At 68.8% G+C, this 18,140-nt stretch carries 14 protein-coding genes and 2 tRNA genes; 7 read left to right on the plus strand and 9 right to left on the minus strand.

Features of this window, described 5'->3' with window-relative positions:
* Positions 1-205: 205 nt before the first annotated feature.
* Positions 206-433 (plus strand): hypothetical protein, encoded by a 228-nt coding sequence (locus AB0D08_RS36155; RefSeq protein WP_033822418.1) that lies wholly within the window; start codon positions 206-208, stop codon positions 431-433.
* Between the two features lie 28 nt (positions 434-461).
* Here AB0D08_RS36155 and AB0D08_RS36160 read toward each other — a convergent pair.
* Positions 462-535, minus strand: a tRNA-Ile gene (locus AB0D08_RS36160).
* Positions 536-656: 121 nt separating this feature from the next.
* Here AB0D08_RS36160 and AB0D08_RS36165 point away from each other — a divergent pair.
* From AB0D08_RS36165 to AB0D08_RS36185, 5 genes are all read left to right on the plus strand, one after another.
* Positions 657-1,319, plus strand: a complete 663-nt coding sequence (locus AB0D08_RS36165) for a hypothetical protein (protein ID WP_359894553.1) — start codon at positions 657-659, stop codon at positions 1,317-1,319.
* A 158-nt stretch (positions 1,320-1,477) separates the two neighbouring features.
* Positions 1,478-1,849 carry a phosphopantetheine-binding protein gene (locus tag AB0D08_RS36170; protein ID WP_158515561.1) on the plus strand — a complete coding sequence of 124 codons (372 nt, stop codon included), beginning with the start codon at positions 1,478-1,480 and terminating at the stop codon, positions 1,847-1,849.
* Positions 1,846-2,985, plus strand: coding sequence for a DUF5925 domain-containing protein (locus AB0D08_RS36175; RefSeq protein ID WP_051813240.1), 1,140 nt, complete (start codon positions 1,846-1,848; stop codon positions 2,983-2,985). Before AB0D08_RS36170 ends, AB0D08_RS36175 begins: the two co-directional genes overlap by 4 nt.
* A gap of 109 nt (positions 2,986-3,094) precedes the next feature.
* Positions 3,095-3,178 (plus strand) — tRNA-Leu (locus tag AB0D08_RS36180).
* A gap of 126 nt (positions 3,179-3,304) precedes the next feature.
* Positions 3,305-6,088, plus strand: coding sequence for an AAA family ATPase (locus AB0D08_RS36185; RefSeq protein ID WP_359894555.1), 2,784 nt, complete (start codon positions 3,305-3,307; stop codon positions 6,086-6,088).
* 73 nt (positions 6,089-6,161) lie between these two features.
* Here AB0D08_RS36185 and AB0D08_RS36190 read toward each other — a convergent pair whose 3' ends face one another.
* From AB0D08_RS36190 to AB0D08_RS36210, 5 genes are all read right to left on the minus strand, one after another.
* Positions 6,162-7,214 (minus strand): ABC transporter ATP-binding protein, encoded by a 1,053-nt coding sequence (locus AB0D08_RS36190; protein ID WP_033818826.1) that lies wholly within the window; start codon positions 7,212-7,214, stop codon positions 6,162-6,164.
* 34 nt (positions 7,215-7,248) lie between these two features.
* The gene (locus AB0D08_RS36195) at positions 7,249-8,097 is read right to left on the minus strand and encodes an ABC transporter permease subunit (protein WP_233288943.1); all 849 of its coding nucleotides are present in this window, start codon (positions 8,095-8,097) and stop codon (positions 7,249-7,251) included.
* Entirely contained in the window at positions 8,094-8,930 is an 837-nt protein-coding gene (locus AB0D08_RS36200) for an ABC transporter permease subunit (protein WP_033818827.1), read from the minus strand. The genes AB0D08_RS36195 and AB0D08_RS36200 overlap by 4 nt, the downstream gene beginning before the upstream one ends.
* Positions 8,931-9,013: 83 nt before the next feature.
* On the minus strand, positions 9,014-10,099 hold the full coding sequence (locus AB0D08_RS36205) for an extracellular solute-binding protein (protein ID WP_359894558.1): 1,086 nt from the start codon (positions 10,097-10,099) through the stop codon (positions 9,014-9,016).
* Positions 10,100-10,738: 639 nt separating this feature from the next.
* The gene (locus AB0D08_RS36210; RefSeq protein ID WP_359894559.1) at positions 10,739-11,419 is read right to left on the minus strand and encodes an alpha/beta hydrolase; all 681 of its coding nucleotides are present in this window, start codon (positions 11,417-11,419) and stop codon (positions 10,739-10,741) included.
* A gap of 1,134 nt (positions 11,420-12,553) precedes the next feature.
* Between AB0D08_RS36210 and AB0D08_RS36215 the strand changes: the two genes are divergently transcribed.
* Positions 12,554-13,255 carry a transglycosylase family protein gene (locus AB0D08_RS36215; RefSeq protein ID WP_033818830.1) on the plus strand — a complete coding sequence of 234 codons (702 nt, stop codon included), beginning with the start codon at positions 12,554-12,556 and terminating at the stop codon, positions 13,253-13,255.
* Between the two features lie 1,146 nt (positions 13,256-14,401).
* On the opposite strand, the gene AB0D08_RS36220 is transcribed toward AB0D08_RS36215, so the two are convergent.
* The 3 genes from AB0D08_RS36220 to AB0D08_RS36230 form a co-directional block, all read right to left on the minus strand.
* A complete protein-coding gene (locus tag AB0D08_RS36220; protein WP_033818831.1) occupies positions 14,402-15,229 on the minus strand; it encodes an alpha/beta hydrolase in 828 nt (275 codons plus the stop codon).
* Positions 15,230-15,398: 169 nt separating this feature from the next.
* Positions 15,399-16,796 carry a Pup--protein ligase gene (gene pafA / locus AB0D08_RS36225; RefSeq protein ID WP_359894561.1) on the minus strand — a complete coding sequence of 466 codons (1,398 nt, stop codon included), beginning with the start codon at positions 16,794-16,796 and terminating at the stop codon, positions 15,399-15,401.
* A gap of 190 nt (positions 16,797-16,986) precedes the next feature.
* Positions 16,987-17,799 (minus strand): Ig-like domain-containing protein, encoded by an 813-nt coding sequence (locus AB0D08_RS36230; protein WP_158515449.1) that lies wholly within the window; start codon positions 17,797-17,799, stop codon positions 16,987-16,989.
* Between the last annotated feature and the right edge of the window lie 341 nt (positions 17,800-18,140).

The following is an 18,140-nucleotide window of genomic DNA, read 5'->3' on the forward strand; positions in this document are numbered from 1 at the left end:
GGGGCCGCCCGTGCGCAGAGCACGGGCGGCCCCGCCGACGGACCGGTGACGACGACAACCGGCTCCCGACGCTGCACCGACGGCTGTACTTCCGGTGTGCCGCAGGGGGCGGCCCGACATCGAGGATGGGCTGGCCTGTCACGCTGACCGATCGACCGCAGCGGTCAGGCCGGATCCTGATCGTCGTCGGCAAGGGTTGGCATCAATGGCGAAGTTCGAAAAGCCACAGGCGAGTTCCGAGACGCTTCGCGGAATCCCCCTCGCAGCCGGGCCCCTGCCGGACGGTACGGAAGCAGCCTTCTACCTCCTGGAGAACGCCGGCCCCCGAGGAGCCTGGCCACTGATCGTCAAACGCGACGTACCCGGTGCCGACGGCCTCCCTGAGAAGATCGCCCCGGACACCCCGGCAGACTGCCTGAACCGGATCGAGTGAGCGCCGAGGAAGGGCTGCACCTCGTCGGTGGGGTGGGCGGGGCTCGAACCCGCGACCGGAGGATTATGAGTCCTCTGCTCTGACCTGCTGAGCTACCACCCCGCACCGTCGTTCCTGGCCGATCATCGTAGTGCTCAGCCCCGCGGACCGCCTGTCCGGTATGCCCCGGGCCCGACGGCTCCGACCGCGCGGAAGGGCCGTGGCGCGGTGAGATGCTGGAGATATGAGCCTCCGCTCGCCGGGGACGACCGACGTGATGCCGGTACCGGCACCCATGCTCGCTGTGATCGGCCTGCTGCCCGGGCCCGACAGCGAAGGGGACTACGCGTTCGAGCCACTGTGGAACGGAGCCCGGGTGATCGCCCGTTTCCCCGGGAACGGAACGGTGCAGCTGTGGTCACAGATGGCGACGGACGTCACCGCCGGCTACCCGGAACTCGTCGAGGAACTACCGGCCCTGGTGCTCACCGGGCTTCCGGCACTGCTGGACGGCGAGATCGTGGTCCTCGACGGCGCGGGCCGGCCCTCCTTCGAGTGGCTGCAACAACGCATGAGCCTCCACCACCCGGCAGCGGTCGAGCAAGTCAGACACCGGACCCCGGTCCGCCTGATGCTCTACGACGTGCTGCACCTGGGTGACCCCGTCCTCCACATCCCCTACCTCGCACGCCGCGAACTGCTGGACGACCTGCAGCTGGTCTCCGAGCACGTCCAGGCGCCGGCCTTCTGGCCGGGGATGGGAACCGAAGCCTTCGCCCAGGCGGTGCGGGAAGGCTGGGACGGAGTGGTCGCCAAACGCCTGGCCAGTCCGTACCTGCCAGGCCGCCGCTCCCGGGACTGGATAAAGATCAAAAGCTTCCCGTCCCGTCGGGCACCCGACGCCTGAGCCCTGCGACGCTCCCCGCCGGCCCAAGGCCCCTTCGGACACACCCCCTCGGACGTCCCCCGGACGGGGACAGCCCGAGGACACCGGATCTTCCCGATCGTCTGCCCGAGGAGCGTGAAAGATCCATCTCCCGCCAGCGGACCATGGAGACGTCCGTCGTGCCCGTGGGGAAGGACCCAACCATGCCGCCTGGCCCCGTACCGCAACCTGCCGCCGACCCGAACCAGGAGGACGCAGCCACAGCTGAGATCCTCGACGGTCTCGTCGAAATCCTCCAACGTGATCTCGAAGTGGCGCTCGAAGACGATCCGGGCCAGCAGTCCTTCGACTCCCTGGGAATCGACTCCCTGTCACTGGTCGAGTTCGCTCTGGCGGTCGAAGACCGGTTCTCCGTACAGATCACCGACGAGGACATCCGGTCCCTGACCAACCTGGACGACGTGGTCGACCTGATCCGGGAGCAGCGGACCGAAGAAGGGACGGCAACACCTGACGTCCCCCGGTCCGAGGACGGGAACGGTGAGTCGTGACCTCCGCCCCCACCCCGCTCTGGCGAGCATCCGCGGAGGATCCCGCTCAACGCCTGCCACTGCAGTTCCTGAACGGTTCGGACAGCCCCAGGCAGGCGATCACCGCCCTCGCCCTGGCCTCGTTCGTGGACGGAACCCAACCGTACTCCTGCAGCGCAGAGATCCAGCACCTACGGGCGAAGCCGGACGGAGCCCCCGCACCCAACGACCCCCAGGTGGTGCGACGCCACACATCGGAGAGCTACGACATCTGCATGCTCGCCGGGCCCGGGTGGACGGGAACCTTCATCCGCAACCTCAAGTGCTCGACGTCCGTCGAAGGCCAGGTCCAGGTCACAGCCGCCACCCCCGACCTGGCAAGGACCGTCCTCGCCGACATCGTCACCGCCTACGGCCAGAACCCCACCACGGACGACCACACGGTCCCGATCGGATTCTGGCACCTCTCCGACCGCGGCACGCCCACCCGGGTCTGCCGGGACATCCGTGTCCCCCGCTGGACGGACATCCGTGAGAACTACGCCGGGACCGCAGCAACCCGCTTCGACCACCTCACCGACATGACCCCCGCAGCGCTCGGCGGATCCATCGTCCTGATGTACGGACCCCCCGGCACCGGGAAGACCACCGCCCTGCGATCACTCGCCCGATCCTGGCGGAGCTGGTGCGGATTCGAATACGTCCTGGACCCCGAGAAACTGTTCTCCTCCTCCGGCTACCTGATGACCGCAGCCGTACCGACCACCCCACGCGACTCCGAATGGAGCGCACTGATCCTGGAGGACTGCGACGAACTCCTGCGCTCCGACGCCAAGAGTTCCACCGGCCAGGGAATGGCCCGGCTGCTCAACCTCAGCGACGGCATCCTCGGACAAGGCGGCCGAACCCTTCTCATCATCACCACCAACGAGGACGTCCACCGCCTGCACCCCGCGATCGTCCGACCCGGCCGGTGTCTGGCCCAGGTCGAAGTGGGTCCCCTGAACCAGGAGGAGATCAGCCGCTGGAACGAGGGTGCAGCCGACGACCTCAAAGCCCCCGCCACCCTGGCACAGCTCTACGCCCACGCCTCCCGCACACCGGCCGTACTGCTGGACCCGAAACGGACCCAGGAGTTCACCGGCGTCTACCTCTGACGCCTCTGACGCACGCTCGTCCGCCCGCGCACCGGGTGAACACCACCGGCGCCCGCGCCGCGCCGCCGGGACGAAGACCCACCAGAGATACGCTTGGCTGAACAGCGCGAGGTAGCGTGGCGGAACTGGCAGACGCGCCGGATTCAAGTCCCGGTGCCCGACGGGCGTGAGGGTTCGACTCCCTCCACTCCTACCCGAACGGACGACCTCGTCGAGCAGCCCCACCAAGAGCCGCCCGCGTGTTCTGCCGGTACCAGGAGAACGCCTGAGGTTGTATGCAGGTCCCGCCGACGACAGGCGAGGAGAACGGGGCAGCACGATGGAGTCCGCCTATGCCGAGTTCGTGGGACGCGGCACCGAACTCACCACGGTGGCCGAGTGCGCCGCCAGGGCAGCGCAAGGCGCGCCGTGCCTCGTCATGGTCGAAGGCGAAGCAGGCATCGGGAAGTCCGCCCTGGTCCGCAAAGCGGTGACCGGCCTGGAAGGCTTCTCGCAGTACTGGGCCACCTGCGATCCCGCCGAGCAGGACTACCGGTTCGGCGTAGTCGAACAACTGCTGCGCCGGGTGCCGCAGAACGAGCTCCACGGCTATCCACTGCTACCGAGGGCCACCGAAGGCGCCGCCCCCGTAGAGGTCGGGTCCGAGCTGATCCGCCTGCTGGGGGCGCTCGAAGCGCACGGCCCGGTCGCCCTCGTCGTCGACGACGTCCAGTGGATCGACGAGGCGTCGATGGGCGTGCTCAAGTTCCTGGTACGGCGATGGTGGACCGAGCGGATCCTGCTGGTGGCCACCAACCGCACCGCCCCGCCCGGCCTGCCGACGGGAATCCGGCGGACCGACGAGAAGGACGCCCCGGAACGACTGGTGGCGGCCGCGGAGCACGCCGTCGTGGTGAGCCTCGCCGGGCTGGACAGAGCCGAGGTCATCCAACTGGCGCGTGCCTCAGGCGCCCCGGACCTGGACACCGGAGCCGCCGACCGGCTACGGGATCACACCGGCGGACACCCGCTCTACCTGCGCTCGTTGTTCACGCAGGCGTCGATACAGGACCTCGCCGACCCGCACAGCACCCTGCCGGTCCCCGACTCGCTCGCCGCCACCGTGCGCCAGATCCTCGCCGGACTGAACCACGACTCCCGCGGTCTCGTGGAAGCCCTCGCAGTCCTCGACGCCCAGGTCCCGCTGGCGGTGGCCGCCGAGGTCGCAGGCGTCGACCACGCCGCGACCGCACTCGAACCCGCCCTCGCCTCCGGACTCGTCGAGTGGTGGCCCGAGAGCACGACCACACCACTACGCCTGCGCCACAACCTCCAGCGCACCGCCATCTACGAAGCCATCTCGCCCCCGCGCCGCCACCAGTTGCACGCCGCTGCGGTCCCACTTGTCGACACCAACGCATCCTGGGCCCACCGCGTCGCGGCCACCGACCACTCCGACGCCGCACTCGCCGACGAACTGCACACCGAGGCCGAACGACAGGCCACCGCCGGCCGCGGAGCCCGAGCCGCCACACTCCTGCTCTGGGCGGCAGACCTGTCCGAGAACCGGACCATCCAGGAACACCGCCTGCTGGCCGCCACCACCCACCTGCTCCAGGCCAACGACTACCAGCGCGGATACTCGCTCCAGCAGTCCATCCAGCAGTGCGCCCCTTCGGCCGCGCGCAGCACGGTGCTCGGCCGTCTCGCCTTCGGACGCGGCGACTTCGCCACGGCCGAAGACCTGCTGACCCGGGCCGTACAGCAGGCGGACGAGCACGAAGACACCGAGGCGGCCGCGCTCGCCCTCATCTGGCTCGGAGGGGTCTACGTCTGGCAGAGCCGGGGAGCAGACGCACTGACACCACTGCGCCGGGCCCTGGAACTGGGACCGTCCAACCCCCAGACCGTCGGGTACGCCGAATACCTGTGGGTCCTCGCCTCCGAGTGGATCGACGGGGCCGCACCGACCCTGCGAGGATTCGAGGCCCGGAACCCCAGCCTGCCGATGGACGCGGAGGCGGTGGAGCTGCACGACAGCGTCCTGCTGCGCGCCAGGAGTATCGCGCGTGGAGCCATGGGGCACCTGGGCGGTGCGACCCAGGACCTGGTCACGCTCACGAAGCGGCAACGCGACGGACTCGTCGTGGACGTACGGGCGACGGACCACTTCATGCTCGCCTCCCACCAGTACTGGTCGGGCCTGTGGGAGGAAGCGGTGATCAGCGCCGAGCGGGCGCTGGGCCTGGCGGCGACCAACGGACCACTGTCCGGGCGCGCGCCCGGACAGGCGGTCACCGCGATGGTCGCGGCCGGACAGGGGCGCTGGCAGGCGGCCGAGGAACACTGCCGGGCCTCCCACGACGCGGCGAAGAGCAGCGCGCTCTTCTCGGACGCCATCTACCCGGCGCTCGCGGAAGCGGTCCTGGCCCAGGCACGGGACGACCCGGACGGCATGTTCCGCGCACTGCAGCCGGTCCACGACGGCCCGCAGACCGGGAGCATGTACTCCTGGAGGTTGATCTGGCTGCCGCTGTTCGCCCAAGGGCAGATCGGCGTCGGCCGACTCGACGAGGCCGCCCGCACGCTGCTCCGCATCAGGGAGCTCGACGTCCCCAGCCTGCAGGTGGGCATCCGGTGGCTCGAAGGGCTCCTCGCCGAGGGACGCCAGGACCCCGGGGCCGCCGAACGCTGGTACCGCGAAGGCGTCGATCTCCCGGCAGCGCCGGACGACATGCCGCTCCACCGCGCCCTGATCGAACACGCCTACGGCCGGCTGCTCCTGGCAACCGGCAAAGCGGGCCGCGCGGCGGAGCGGCTGCGGGCCGCCCGCAGCCGCTACGACGCGTTGGGCGCAGTCCCCTTTTCCCAGCGCGTCGAGCAGGAACTCGCCGCCGTCGGGGCGCCGACCGGCGTACGCAGTCCGCTCGGAGACCTGGCGCAGCTCACGGAACGCGAGCGTGCCGTCGCCCACCTCGCGGCCCAGGGCATGACCAATCAGGAGATCGCCAAGGAGCTCTACGTCAGTGCCAAGACCGTCGAGTACCACCTCGGCCACGTCTACACCAAGCTCGATCTCCGCTCCCGCCGTCAGCTCCGTACGCTCATGGCGCCGGTCGGGTGAGGATCTCCGGGCCGTGCCGGATCCGCGGTGGTGCCGCCCGCGTCGAAAGCGGGCCACCACCGCGCCGTTGCCTTCAGGCCCGGACGATGAGTGGCGCGGACGGCCTCAGCCGCAGGGCGACCCGGGTCCCCGCGTGGAAGGACTCCGACGGTCCGGACGGCGTGTCCACCCGCAGGATCTGCCCGTCGCCGTGTTCCAGCCGCACGCTCAGCCGGGTCACCGGCCCCAGGAAGCTACGGGTGACCACGACGCCGGTCAGGTCGTCCCCGGGCCCGGACGCCTCCAGCCGGATCTCCTCCGGCCTGACGATCACGTTCACCTTGCTGCCCGGAGGCAGTGCGCGCGCGGCAGGAGCCGGGATCCGCCGGCCGTACACCGTCACGGCTTCGCCGTCGGCGGTTCCGGGGAGGAGGTTGCTCACGCCCACGAACTGGGCGACGAAGACGGTGGCCGGTTTGTTGTAGATCGTGGAGGGCACGTCCAGCTGCTCCAGCCGGCCGTCGGACATCACCCCGACCCGGTCGGAGATCGCGAGGGCCTCCTCCTGGTTGTGGGTGACGAACAGGGTGGTGGTACCCAACTCGGTCTGGATGCGGCGGATTTCCTCCCGCAGGTTCACCCTGACGTTGGCGTCGAGCGCGGACAGTGGTTCGTCCAGCAACAGGACTTTCGGGGCGACGGCCAGTGCGCGGGCGAGTGCCACCCGCTGCTGCTGACCGCCGGAGAGCTGGTGGGGGTATCGCCTGCCCTGTGCGGAGAGGCCGACGAGGTCGAGCAGCTCGGCGGCGCGCGTCCGGCGGGTGGCGGGCGGCTGTCTGTGGACCCGCAGCCCGAATTCGACGTTGCCGAGGGCGGTGAGGTTGGGGAACAGGCTGTAGCTCTGGAAGACCATGCCCATGTCCCGCTTGCTCGGCGGCACATGGGTGATGTCCCGGCCGTTCACCACCACCCGTCCGCCGTCCGCCGACTCGAACCCCGCGATGATGCGCAGGGTGGTGGTCTTGCCGCAGCCGCTCGGGCCCAGCAGGCTCACGAACTCGCCCGCCCTGACGGACAGGTCCAGTCCCTCCAACGCGCGGGTGCCGCCGAACGACTTGCGGACCGCCTGCAGTTCCAAGTGATCCATTCTCAACGTCCTCCTGGTCTCGGACCGGCGCCGTTCAGCGGGGGTTCCGGTGGCGGTGGCGTCCGATGAACGAGATCGCCAGCAGCAGGGCGACGGCGAAGAGGATCGCGGCCAGGGACACCGCGATGGCGAGCGCGGCGTCCACCTCGCCGAGCAGATTGATCTCGACCTGGAGATTGTCGAAGTTCAGCAGCGACGCGAGGGTGAACTCGCCCAGGACCAGTGCCACCGCCAGGAACGACGCACCGGCGAGTGCACCGCGGATGTTCGGCACGACCACGCGCAGGATCACGGTCGGCCATGAAGCCCCCAGCCCCCGCGCCGCCTCGGTCAGTGTCGGGAGGTCGATGGCGCCCAGGCCCGCGTCGATGACCCGGTAGGAGAACGGCAGGACGAGCACCACGTACACGAACGTGAGGGTCAGGGGAGTGTCGCCCAGCAGATAGGTGACCCAGGCGTAGACCGGGGCGATCCCGACGACCAGGACGATGGCCGGGATCATCAAGGGAAGCAGGCACAGGAACTCCACCAGCCGGCGCAGCCCGGGCAGCCGGAGCCGGACCCAGGTGACCGTCGGGACCAGAAGCAGGAGCATCGCCGCCACCGTGAGACCGGCCAGGGTGAGCGAGGTGATGATCGCGGAGGTCAGCGCCGGGGTGTGGCCGATCGCCCGCCATGCCTGCAGGCCGTGCCGCCCACCGGCTTCGCGGGTGCTGAACTCCAGCATCGCGAGGAGCGGAAGGAGGAAGAACACCCCGAGCGGGAGCAGGACCGCCACCCGCAGCGCCGCCGTGTGCCGTCCGGCGCCCGGCCGGGAGGCGGTGCGCTCCCGCGGTTTCGCGGCGGACAGCGGTGCCGGGTCCATCCCGGTGGGCCCGGTCATCGCAGCCACCGGGAGGCGCGGCGGAGCAGCAGGGCGTACAGGGCCATGACGATCGCGACGACGACGATCATGCTGAATCCGAGCGCTTTGCCGATGTTCTCCCTCCCCAGCAGCACTTCGCTGATGAAGAAGCCCCGGATCTCCAGCGGAACGATCGGACTGCCCTGCGACACCAGCGCGGCCGCGGTCGCGTACGCGGAGAAGGCGTTGGCGAACAGCAGGAGTCCGGCGCCGAGGAAGGATGGCGTCAGCACCGGCGCCGCCACCCGCCGCCAGTACTGCCAGCTCGAGCCGCCGAGGCTCTGGACGGCCTCCCGCCACTGCGGGCGCAGACCGTCGAGGGCCGGCAGGAAGACGATCACCATGAGGGGGATCTGGAAGTACGAGTAGACGAGGATCAGGCCGGGCAGGTCGAACAGCCACACGCCGTGGGAGTAGAGGTCGATGCCCAGGTGATCTTTGAGGAACTGGGTCACCACCCCGGTCAGACCGATGGTCGCGATGAACGCGAACGCCAGGGTGACCCCTCCGAACTGGGCCAGCACCCCGCAGAGCGATGTCACCGTCCGGCGCAGCGCGCCGTCGGGTCGCCCGCTGGAGACCGCCCAGGCGAGCAGTGATCCCAGCACCATGCCGATCACGGCGGTGGCGGCGGACAGTTCGAGACTGCGGGTGAACGCTTTCAGGTAGACGCCCTCGGTCAGGGCGGTGACGTTGGCGGTGGACGGCTGTCCGGCGTCGTCCTGGAAGGCCCCCACGATGACCACCAGGGTGGGGTAGATCAGGAAGACACCGACGTAGGCCAGGAACGGGAGCACCCCGAGGTAGTCCATCGATGAACGGAGCCGGGCACGGATCCGGCGTCTCCGGTCCCGGGGGCCCCGCCCCGGGACCGGTGTGGTGGTGGCTGTCATCGTCAGCCGACGGCGCTCGCCCAGTTGTCCGACAGGTACTGCTTGGCCGCGGTGACCTGATCCTGGGTGAGGAACACGGGTTTACCGCTGACCGGGGGGAGCTTGGCGAAGGCAGCCTGGTCGAGGGTGCCGGCCTTCTGCATCGCCTCGGCGCGGACCGGGTGCGCGAAACCCTGGAGGAAGTTGTTCTGCCCCTGGTCGGAGTAGAGGAACTCCTCCCACAGCCGGGCCGCGGCCGGGTGCGCCGCGTTCTTGTTGATGGCCTGGGCGTAGTAGGAGCCGACGACGCTGTCCTCGGGGACCACGACCTTCCAGTCGACCTTGCCCGCCAACGAGGCCGCGGTGGCGGCGTGCAGGTAGTCCCAGTCGAAGACGACCGGGGTCTGGCCGCTGGAGATCGTCGCCGGGGTCGGGTTGAGCGGCAGGAAGTTGCCCTGCTTCTTCAGCTCGGAGAAGAAGTTCACGCCGGGTGCGATGTCGTTCGCGGAGCCGCCGCTGCCGAGCGACGCGGCGACGACTCCGTAGAACGCCGAAGCCGCCTGCGTCGGGTCGCCGTTGAGCACGACCTTGCCCTTGTACTCGGGCTTGAGCAGGTCCTGGATCGATGTGGGGGCGGGAACCTTGGATGCATCGTATCCGATCGACATGTAGCCGCCGTAGTCGCTGGTCCACAGCCCGGACGACTCCTTCAGGTTGTCCGGGACGTCCTTCCAGGTCTGCACCTTGTACGGGGCGAAGACATCGGTGTTGGCCAGGACCACGTTCTGTCCGAGGTCGAACACGTCTGGGACACGGTCGGTGCCGTTGAGCTGCTTGGCGGCGTTGATCTCCTCCTGGCTGGACGCGTCGGGCTGGCTCGACTCGACCTTGATGCCGTACTTCTGGGAGAACTCGTCGATGCTCTTGCCATAGTTCGCCCAGTTGGGGGGCAGGGCGATGACGTTGAGCTTGCCCTCCTTCTGAGCTGCGGCCACCAGGCCGTCCATGCCGCCGAAGTCGGACACCGATGTCGCGGAGGCAGGCTGACTGCTGCCGTTGTGCGAGGACGGTGGCGAGCTGCATGCGGTGGCCACTACGAGCGAACCCACGACCACGCAGAGAGTGAAGCTGACATGTTTCCGCCGCACAGGTTGACCTCCTCGTCGAGGACGGCGCCGGTCCTCCGGTGCGTCCTGCAGCGGGGAACCGGGCCATGGTGTGTGCCGAGTCTCGAGGCCTGGCCGACCGGCGCCTCGTACGCTTCGAGGGGTTCAACAGCGGCCGGGCCCGGACAGGGTCGGCCCGTCACTGAGTAAGGGCGAGACACCTGACCGTCATATGAGCCGGACCCTCATCCACATCATCCTCTCCGCACGGAGGCCTTGCGCTGGAACGACTTTCGTGCGCAACGCGTCGTCAAGCCTACTCGACCGGACCGGTCCGGTCGCAGGAACAGAAAGGTGGTGTCGACCGGCCGTTTCGGACCGCGAGCGGAGACCGAGGCCCCCACCGGAGGCCGTCACGGCGGGACGCCTGCACTCCGGGACACGACGCTGCCCAGGACCGTCACGAATGGTCACGGAACGTCGCGGGTGGTCCTCGCGATGCGGGGAGCACCATCCGGCGCCGCCGTTGGCATAGGGATACGCACCTGTGGAGCGCGCATGAAGGTGCCGCCGTGCTCCTGAGCAGGTCATGAGCACGGCGGCACGGGTACGGGGACGGCGCGGCGTCCGAGAGCGGCGCCGTCAGGCGGCGGAGATCCGGGAGAGGATCGCGTCGACGACCACCGACGGCTGGGAGACGGCCACCGCGTGGCTGGCCTGAGCGACGACGACATCGGCGCCGATCCGCTCCGCCATCCACTTCTGCGCCTCGGGGGCGACGGTGCGGTCCCGCTCGCAGAAGACGTAGGTGGAAGGGAGGGACTTCCACGCGGGCGGGCCGCTCGGCGTGGAGAGACAGGCCGGCGCAGCCGGGCCCTGGGCGGCGGCCATGGCGCGAGCCTTGGTGAGGGGGACGTCACCGGCGAAGAGCTCCGGGAAGACCTCGCGCTTGAGGGTCGCATAGCCCTCCGCGTCGGCCTCGACGTTCTGCAGCCCGTCCGACGGGGCGAACCGCCCGAGGATCTCGCCCGCGGCCTCCCCTTCGTCGGGTGCGACTGCGGCCACGTACACCAGGCCGACCACGTCGGAGGAGCCGGACGCGGCGCCTGTGATGACCATGCCACCGTAGGAGTGGCCCGCCAGGACGACCGGTCCCTGAATCTGTGCCAGCGCCCGTCGCACCGTGGCGATGTCGTCCGCGAGGGAACTCAGCGGAAGCTGGACGGCCGTGACCTCGTGCCCGGCTTCCTGGAGGCCGATCGTCACCGGCTCCCAGCTGGAGCCGTCCACCCAAAGGCCATGTACGAGTACGACGTGAGTCATCGGTATCCCTCTCGGGTCGGTGCGGGATCCTGGCCGCCCGCGGCTGCCAGGGTTCTGCTGCGATGCCGGGCGTCGGCCCGCAGCAGAGGCTTTCGGCGGTTGCCGATTGCGAAGTCAGACGCCTGCTACCGGTCCGGTGGTCCCAACACACCGAACAGCGACAGGTCCGTCTACCAGGTGGCGCAACGTCGGCCGGCGGCCGGGGCACGGCTCGAAGCGCGTGCGTTGCTACAGCACAACAGTCCCATGGTTCGCCGGGCGCAGCACTGCCCGAAAGGGCACCCGGTGGTGCAGAGGGCGTGCCCGAACCGCCTGCCGTCCGTGAGGTTTGGCGGCGGGCGAACAGCGTGCGTGCGGCGTCGAGCCGGACGCAGCCGGCGTGATCTCCGCACCGGAGCCGGCGATCTGAGCAGCGCTCAGGACCGGGAGCACACCCGCTGTGGCACTCCATCGGGTCACAGCCGACGGGGAGAGGTTCCGCGTTCGAGTACATCGACGGACCCGAGATCGTCGCGCACCACCCGCGTCGACTGTCCCAAGGCCTCGACCGAGTCGTCCGCCCCCACTGAGCGGGAGCCGGACCGGTCGTGACGTCACCGTAGTGGCTCGTTCTGCCGGCGGTCGAGGCCCACCAGAATTCCTCCGGGCGCGGAGGCCTGCCCGTGCAATCGAACCGGCTTCTCCGCCCTGCCTGATGAAGCAGCTCGTGCCGCCTCTCGGTACGCAGATGCGCTGCCCTGTCCGCGCACCCTCTCTCCACCCGGCCCCGACCGAAGATGCAGCGTCGCGCCGAATACCGCGGAATCACGGCGCTGCCCGACCGGGAAAAAGGATGCAGCTGAGGTGATTCGGGCGTCGAAGCCCTCGTCAGACGTGCTTGAGGGGCGGTCAGACGTGTGCCTATGGTCAACGCGTCCAGACGGACATTTCCCTCCGTCAGCGTCCGGCCCACGTCCAGTCGGCCCGGACCGGTCCTGCGACTCGGAGGGGACTGCTCGCACCAAGGCAGTGCGGGGGAGCAGAGCCACGGGCCGCTCTCCGGCGGCCGGGGCGCATACCGCGATTCGCGCGGGCAGGCCGATTCCGGCCGGCAGCCCCGCAGCTCACCCCGCAGGCGTATGGAAGGAGATCATCATGATCACTCAATCGATCGGCAAGCGGTCCCGAACGTGGGCCGGGTTGCTCACGATTTTCATGGCGCTCGTCGCCATCCTCATCCCCGTGTCGGCCATGTCGTCCGCGCACGCGGCCTCGGTCAGCACCTGGGACAAGGTGGCCGCCTGCGAAAGCAGCGGAAACTGGTCCATCAACACGGGTAACGGATTCTACGGTGGTCTCCAGTTCACCCAGAGCACATGGCAGGAATTCGGCGGCGGAGCGTATGCGGATCGAGCCGACCACGCCACGAAGGACCAACAGATAGCCATCGCCGAGAAGGTGCTGGCCGTTCAGGGGCCCGGAGCGTGGCCCGTCTGCTCCAAGGTCGCCGGACTGACGGCAGGCGGCTCTCCCGCAGTCACCAACACGGACTCGTCGTCCAGCACCACTGACCAGTCGACGACCCAGAAGCAGGCCCCCGCCTCGACCTCCACCGACCACAAGAGCACCTGGCAGGACAACTCGACCGACCAGTCCGCGCAGGCCCAGGCCCACGGCAAGGCCGCTTACACCCACTCCCAGGGCGGCGACTACACGGTGCAGACCGGCGACACCCTCTCCAGCATCGCCTCGGCACATCACGTGGCCGGAGGCTGGCACGCGCTCTACGACCACAACCATTCCACCGTCGGCGGCGACCCCGACACGATCTACCCGGGTCAGCACCTGAATCTGTGACCCAGCCCGTTACCACCGGCCAACCAGATCGGTGACGACCGATCGATGCTCCACCGCAACGGCGTTGACAGCCCATCGATGAGCCAGATGACCGGCGTGCTCCCTTCGAGCAATCGCAGTCCGCTGCAGGTCCGACCAGCTGATCAGCTCCCCCATCGTCTTCCGCAAGCTCCGTATTCGCAGCGGCCACACCCCGGGTCCGTGCGGTACACCCCCTGACAGCGGCCCCATCACCCGTGGCCCCACGTCCAGAGAGCCCCACTCCCGAGGTCCGCCTCCAGGAGCCGCGTCAAAGGAGTTCCCACCACCCGGAAGTCCAGGCGCAGGAGTTCCCGGCATCACGAGTTCACAGCATCAGGAGTTCACAGCATCACGAGACAGCATCACGAGTTCACAGCATCAGGAGTTCACAGCAGGAGCCGCGCTGCAGAGACAGACGTCCCACCTGAAGGACCGCGTCGTAGGAGTTCCCACCACCCTGGGGGCCCAGGCGCAGTAGCTCCCACCACCCGGGAGCGGAGCCCGGAGCAACCGTCGGACCCGAACCCCGCGCTCACCCACCGACTACCTTCACCAGTGATCATCCGAGGTGCCGCGGCCATCCCGGTCCGGACACCGAAGGCCCCAACGCCCCTGTGCAAGAGAGCAGGTGACATCGAGTCGTTCACTGTGTCGACAACCGGATCGCCACATCAGCGAGACCGTCCGAACACCGACAGGCTCCCGAGAACGCCAGTCCCCAGGAGACCTGCCGACGCCCCACCGAAATCGCAGCCATCGCAGGCACCGACTGTGCAGTCGGATCCGGATGGACACGCGTCGCCGACCTGATCGGCGCTCGCCCGACCCTTGACACTGGAATCAGTTCACCAGAGCCGTGCGTTCGACGCCCGGATCCGTGGGACTGACGGCCTGAAGGCACATACAGTCCGGCCAACCGCCCGTCCTGTCGGTCGACCGCAGCCGGATTCCGTCCACGAGCACCTCGATGGACGCGGTGGTCCACGCCGCCGTTGTGCTTCCCACCGCAGGCGTCTGTCACACGAGCGGCTCTGGCGGGGACGATCGCCCGGTCGCCGGTGTGACGACATGGGGCGTCCGTACCTTCGGACGGGTTCCGGCTGCGGAGAACATCCCCGCTGCGGGTCAGCGGGCGGTGGACCGTGCCGCGTCGAGGATGACGTTCGTCACCTCGGCCGGGTGCGAGACGGCAGCCGCATGGGAGGAGTTGACCTCGGTGGTGCGAGCACCGATGTGCTTGGCCATGTCGCGCTGTGCGGCCGGCGGAATGGTGTTGTCGTTCTTGGCGACCAGGTACCAGGAAGGGATGTCCTTCCACGCTGCGGCCTTGCTCGGGGCTGCCAGGCTCGACGCGTCGACGGGTCGCTGCGTCGCGGCCAGCACGGCGGCGGTGGACGCGGACACATCACCGGCGAACGCCTCGCGGAACTTGTCAGGCTTGACGTAGAGCTCCGAACCGGTGCTCCCGTCCGGCAGCGTGTACGGCTGCGGGTTGAGGGCTTCGGGAAGCTTGCTGCCCGGATAGGCGCCGAGGATGGCGTTGGCGCTCTGCCCCTCGTCGGGGGCGATCGCGGCGACGTAGACGAGGGCCTTGACCTCCTTGTCCGCGGCCGCGGCGTTGGTGATCACCTCGCCGCCGTAGGAGTGGCCGACCAGGACGACGGGGCCCTTGATGTTCTGCAGCACGCTGGCGATGTAGGCGGAGTCGCTGTCCAGGCCGCGCAGCGGGTTGGCAGGGGCGACGACCGGGTAACCCAGGTGCTGGAGGTTCTTGGCCACGCCGTTCCAGCTCGACGCATCCGCGAATGCGCCGTGCACCAGGACAATGGTCGGCTTGTCGGCCGAGGATGCGGGCGCGGGGGAATCCGCGAACGCTCCGGTGCCGGCGAGGATGGAGACGCCTACGCCGGCGGCGGCGACGCTCGCAATGACTGCGGTGCGACGGATTTTCATGAGATCGCCTTTCCCTGGACATGCTGCTGCCCAGCGGGTCATGGGGACCCGTCTGCAAGGGGGGTTGCGTTAATTAGGTAGACAGACTGGTCTGTCTACCTGTGTTGGAGCGTACGGATTCCGAACGCAAGAAGCAAACGAGAGGCGAAACCGACAGAGGTGACGCCGGTCACCGTGCCCGCAGGTCCGCGGTGCGGATCTTCTGGATCAGCAGCTCTACGCGCTCGTCCACGGAGGCGAAAGGCTCCTTGCAGCTCACCGGCGGATGCGGCGGGATGTCGAGACGGAGCTGGACCCAGTCCACGTTGAAGGTGCAGTCGTGCTCGCGGGCCGCACGGATGAAGTCGCCGCGAAGACGCGCCCGAGTGGTCTGGGGCGGTACGGACTTGGCCCGGAACACCTCGATATCGGTGGTCACCCGGGCGGCCTGCCCCTTGTTCTGCAGGAGGTAGAACAGGCCTCGCCGACGGTGGATGTCGTGATAAGCGAGATCGATCTGGGCAATCCGGGGGTCGTCCAGACCCAGCCCGTGCTTCTCGCGGTACCGCTCGATCAGCCGCTGCTTGATGATCCAATCGATTTCGGTCGACACCCTGCCGAGGTCGCCGGTGCGGATGGCGTCGAGGGTGCGCCCCCAGAGATCCAACACCTTGTGAACGGACGGGTCCGAGCTGCCCTCCGCCTCGACGAAGTCCATGGCCTGCGTGAAGTACTCCTCCTGGATCTCCAGAGCGCTGGCCTGCCGGCCGTTGGTCAGGGGGACGAGGTGTCTGCCGGTGGGGTCCAAGCTGATCTCGTGAATGGCACGGACCGGATTCCGCACGCCGACGCCTCGGAACTTCGCCCCGGATTCGATCAGGCGGAGTATCAGATCCGTGGCCCCCACCTTGAGCAGAGTGGTGGTCTCGGACATGTTGGCGTCGCCGACGATCACATGCAGCCGACGGTAACGGCCGGAGTCGGCGTGCGGCTCGTCACGAGTATTGACGATCGGCCGCGACCGTGTGGTCGAGGACCCGGAACTCTCACAGATGAACTCCGCGCGCTGGCTCACACTGAAGCGCGCCCCACGCACCGTCTTGACCACCCTGCCGGCACCGCAGATGAGCTGACGGGTCACCAGGAACGGGAGCATCTTCTCCACCAGACCGGGGAAGTCGCTCTCCCTCCGGATCAGGTAGTTCTCATGGCAACCGTACGAGTGCCCGTCGGAGTCGGTGTTGTTCTTGAACGCGTAGATGCTGCCGGGAGTCTCCGCCCGGCGCATCTGCTGCTCGGTCTTCTCGATCAGGCCTTCGATGATCCGCTCGCCCGCCTTGTCATGCGTGACGAGCTCCCGCAGATCGTCACACTCGGGCGTCGCGTACTCCGGATGCGCCCCGATGTCGAGGTAGAAGCGGGAACCGTTCGGGAGGAAGAGATTCGTCCCGTGACCGGGCCACGCCAGGTGCCGGAACAGCCTGCGGGCGATCTCGTCGGGCATGGGGCGTTGCAGCGGCGGAGAGGTGCAGATGAGGCCGTACTCGTTCTCCAGGCCGAAGAGTCGGCGGACCGGGGTAGCGCTCATCATGTGCCTTCGAACTGGGTGATCGTTACGCGGGACACCTCAAGTGTCGATCGGTGCCGCGGCTCGAGTCCTTCCCCTCACGGCTATCTGATAGGGCAGGGAATCCTTGCGCACCCGTGCTGCCGGAAGGCCGACGGCCCCACTCGAGGACGTCTCAGATGGTGAATCAGATAGCGGATCAGATGGCGGATCAGATGGCGAACAGACCTATGAGCACCTTGACGAACGAGCTGAACCCGTTGCCGGTCAGAGCCGGGTTCCCCTCGACTTCCTTGACGAGTGCGGCGGAGGCGCTGGAACCGTGGACACCATCGCCGCTGTACGTGGCGGTGACGTGATGAGAGCCGAGCGCGTACGGGCGTGCCAAGGTCAGGGTCGCCTCGCCGTCAGCCGTGAGGGGCACCGTGCCCAGTGTCCGCGTGCCGTCCTTGAACGTGACGGTTCCCGTGGGAGGAGGCGGTGTCGGGGGAGGCAGGATGACGACACCGGGGCGGCCGGGCGACGCAGGTTGCGCCGGGCCGGCGCTGCGGGTGACGGTGGCAGTGAAGGTGACCTTCTGTCCGGCCTTCCACACCTCGGGAGCCGATGCCAGCGTGGTGACGGTCGCCTCCATCGAGACGGTCACCGACACATCGGCGGAGCCACCGGCGTAGCGGCCGTCACCGCTGTAGACGGCACGGAGAGCATGAGCGCCGAGCGTCAGCCGGTGTCCCGCCGACACGGCGATGCCGTCGACGATGCGGGCCGTTCCTGCGTCAGCGCCGTTGTCGGTGAAGCTGATCGTGCCGCCGGGAGCCGGGAAGGCGGATCCGGCGTCGGGGTTCGGCGGATCCGGTGGCACGTGCGACGGGGAAGGCGCTGGGTCGGACGTCACCGACACGATGAATGCGGCCGGTTGCCAGGCGGTCGCCGAGGTGAGGTTCAGTCGCAGGGACACCCGGCGTGCGGGGGGATCGGCGGCGTGCGCCGAGGTCACGCTCACCACGCCGCCCAGCAACAGCACGCCCACCACACTTGGCGCCAGCGCCGCGCAGGTGTCAGGCCATACCGCACGCGAGGCCTTGGGGACAGGTCGCGGATGCATCGCGCGTACCGGTGAGGCCGACGTCGCGAGTTCCGAGGAGGGAGCGTCGAGGCGTCCGAGCCCACGGAGCCACCGCTTGGCCCGGGACTCCCGTGTCCGGGGCTCAGGGGTGCGAGGCCCTGGAGAGATTCCGACTGCCATGCGGTGGCTCTCCTTGGGTGTCAGTTGCGGAATTTGCGGTAGAGGGCGGTTCCGGTGATGAGGAGGATGAGGGCGGCGGTGGCGATGCCGAGGGTGGCGCCGGTGTGGGCGAGGGTGCC

It is taken from the genome of Kitasatospora sp. NPDC048540 (genome assembly GCF_040651175.1).
Taxonomy (GTDB): domain Bacteria; phylum Actinomycetota; class Actinomycetes; order Streptomycetales; family Streptomycetaceae; genus Kitasatospora.

Excerpts from the sequence above, each read along its gene's own strand:
- AB0D08_RS36155 (WP_033822418.1), top strand. The coding sequence starts at position 206 with ATGGCGAAGTTCGAAAAGCCACAGGCGAGTTCCGAGACGCTTCGCGGA.
- AB0D08_RS36165 (WP_359894553.1), top strand. The coding sequence starts at position 657 with ATGAGCCTCCGCTCGCCGGGGACGACCGACGTGATGCCGGTACCGGCA.
- AB0D08_RS36185 (WP_359894555.1), top strand. The coding sequence starts at position 3,305 with ATGGAGTCCGCCTATGCCGAGTTCGTGGGACGCGGCACCGAACTCACC.
- AB0D08_RS36190 (WP_033818826.1), bottom strand. The coding sequence starts at position 7,214 with ATGGATCACTTGGAACTGCAGGCGGTCCGCAAGTCGTTCGGCGGCACC.
- AB0D08_RS36195 (WP_233288943.1), bottom strand. The coding sequence starts at position 8,097 with ATGACCGGGCCCACCGGGATGGACCCGGCACCGCTGTCCGCCGCGAAA.
- AB0D08_RS36200 (WP_033818827.1), bottom strand. The coding sequence starts at position 8,930 with ATGGACTACCTCGGGGTGCTCCCGTTCCTGGCCTACGTCGGTGTCTTC.
- AB0D08_RS36210 (WP_359894559.1), bottom strand. The coding sequence starts at position 11,419 with ATGACTCACGTCGTACTCGTACATGGCCTTTGGGTGGACGGCTCCAGC.
- AB0D08_RS36215 (WP_033818830.1), top strand. The coding sequence starts at position 12,554 with ATGATCACTCAATCGATCGGCAAGCGGTCCCGAACGTGGGCCGGGTTG.
- AB0D08_RS36220 (WP_033818831.1), bottom strand. The coding sequence starts at position 15,229 with ATGAAAATCCGTCGCACCGCAGTCATTGCGAGCGTCGCCGCCGCCGGC.
- pafA (WP_359894561.1), bottom strand. The coding sequence starts at position 16,796 with ATGAGCGCTACCCCGGTCCGCCGACTCTTCGGCCTGGAGAACGAGTAC.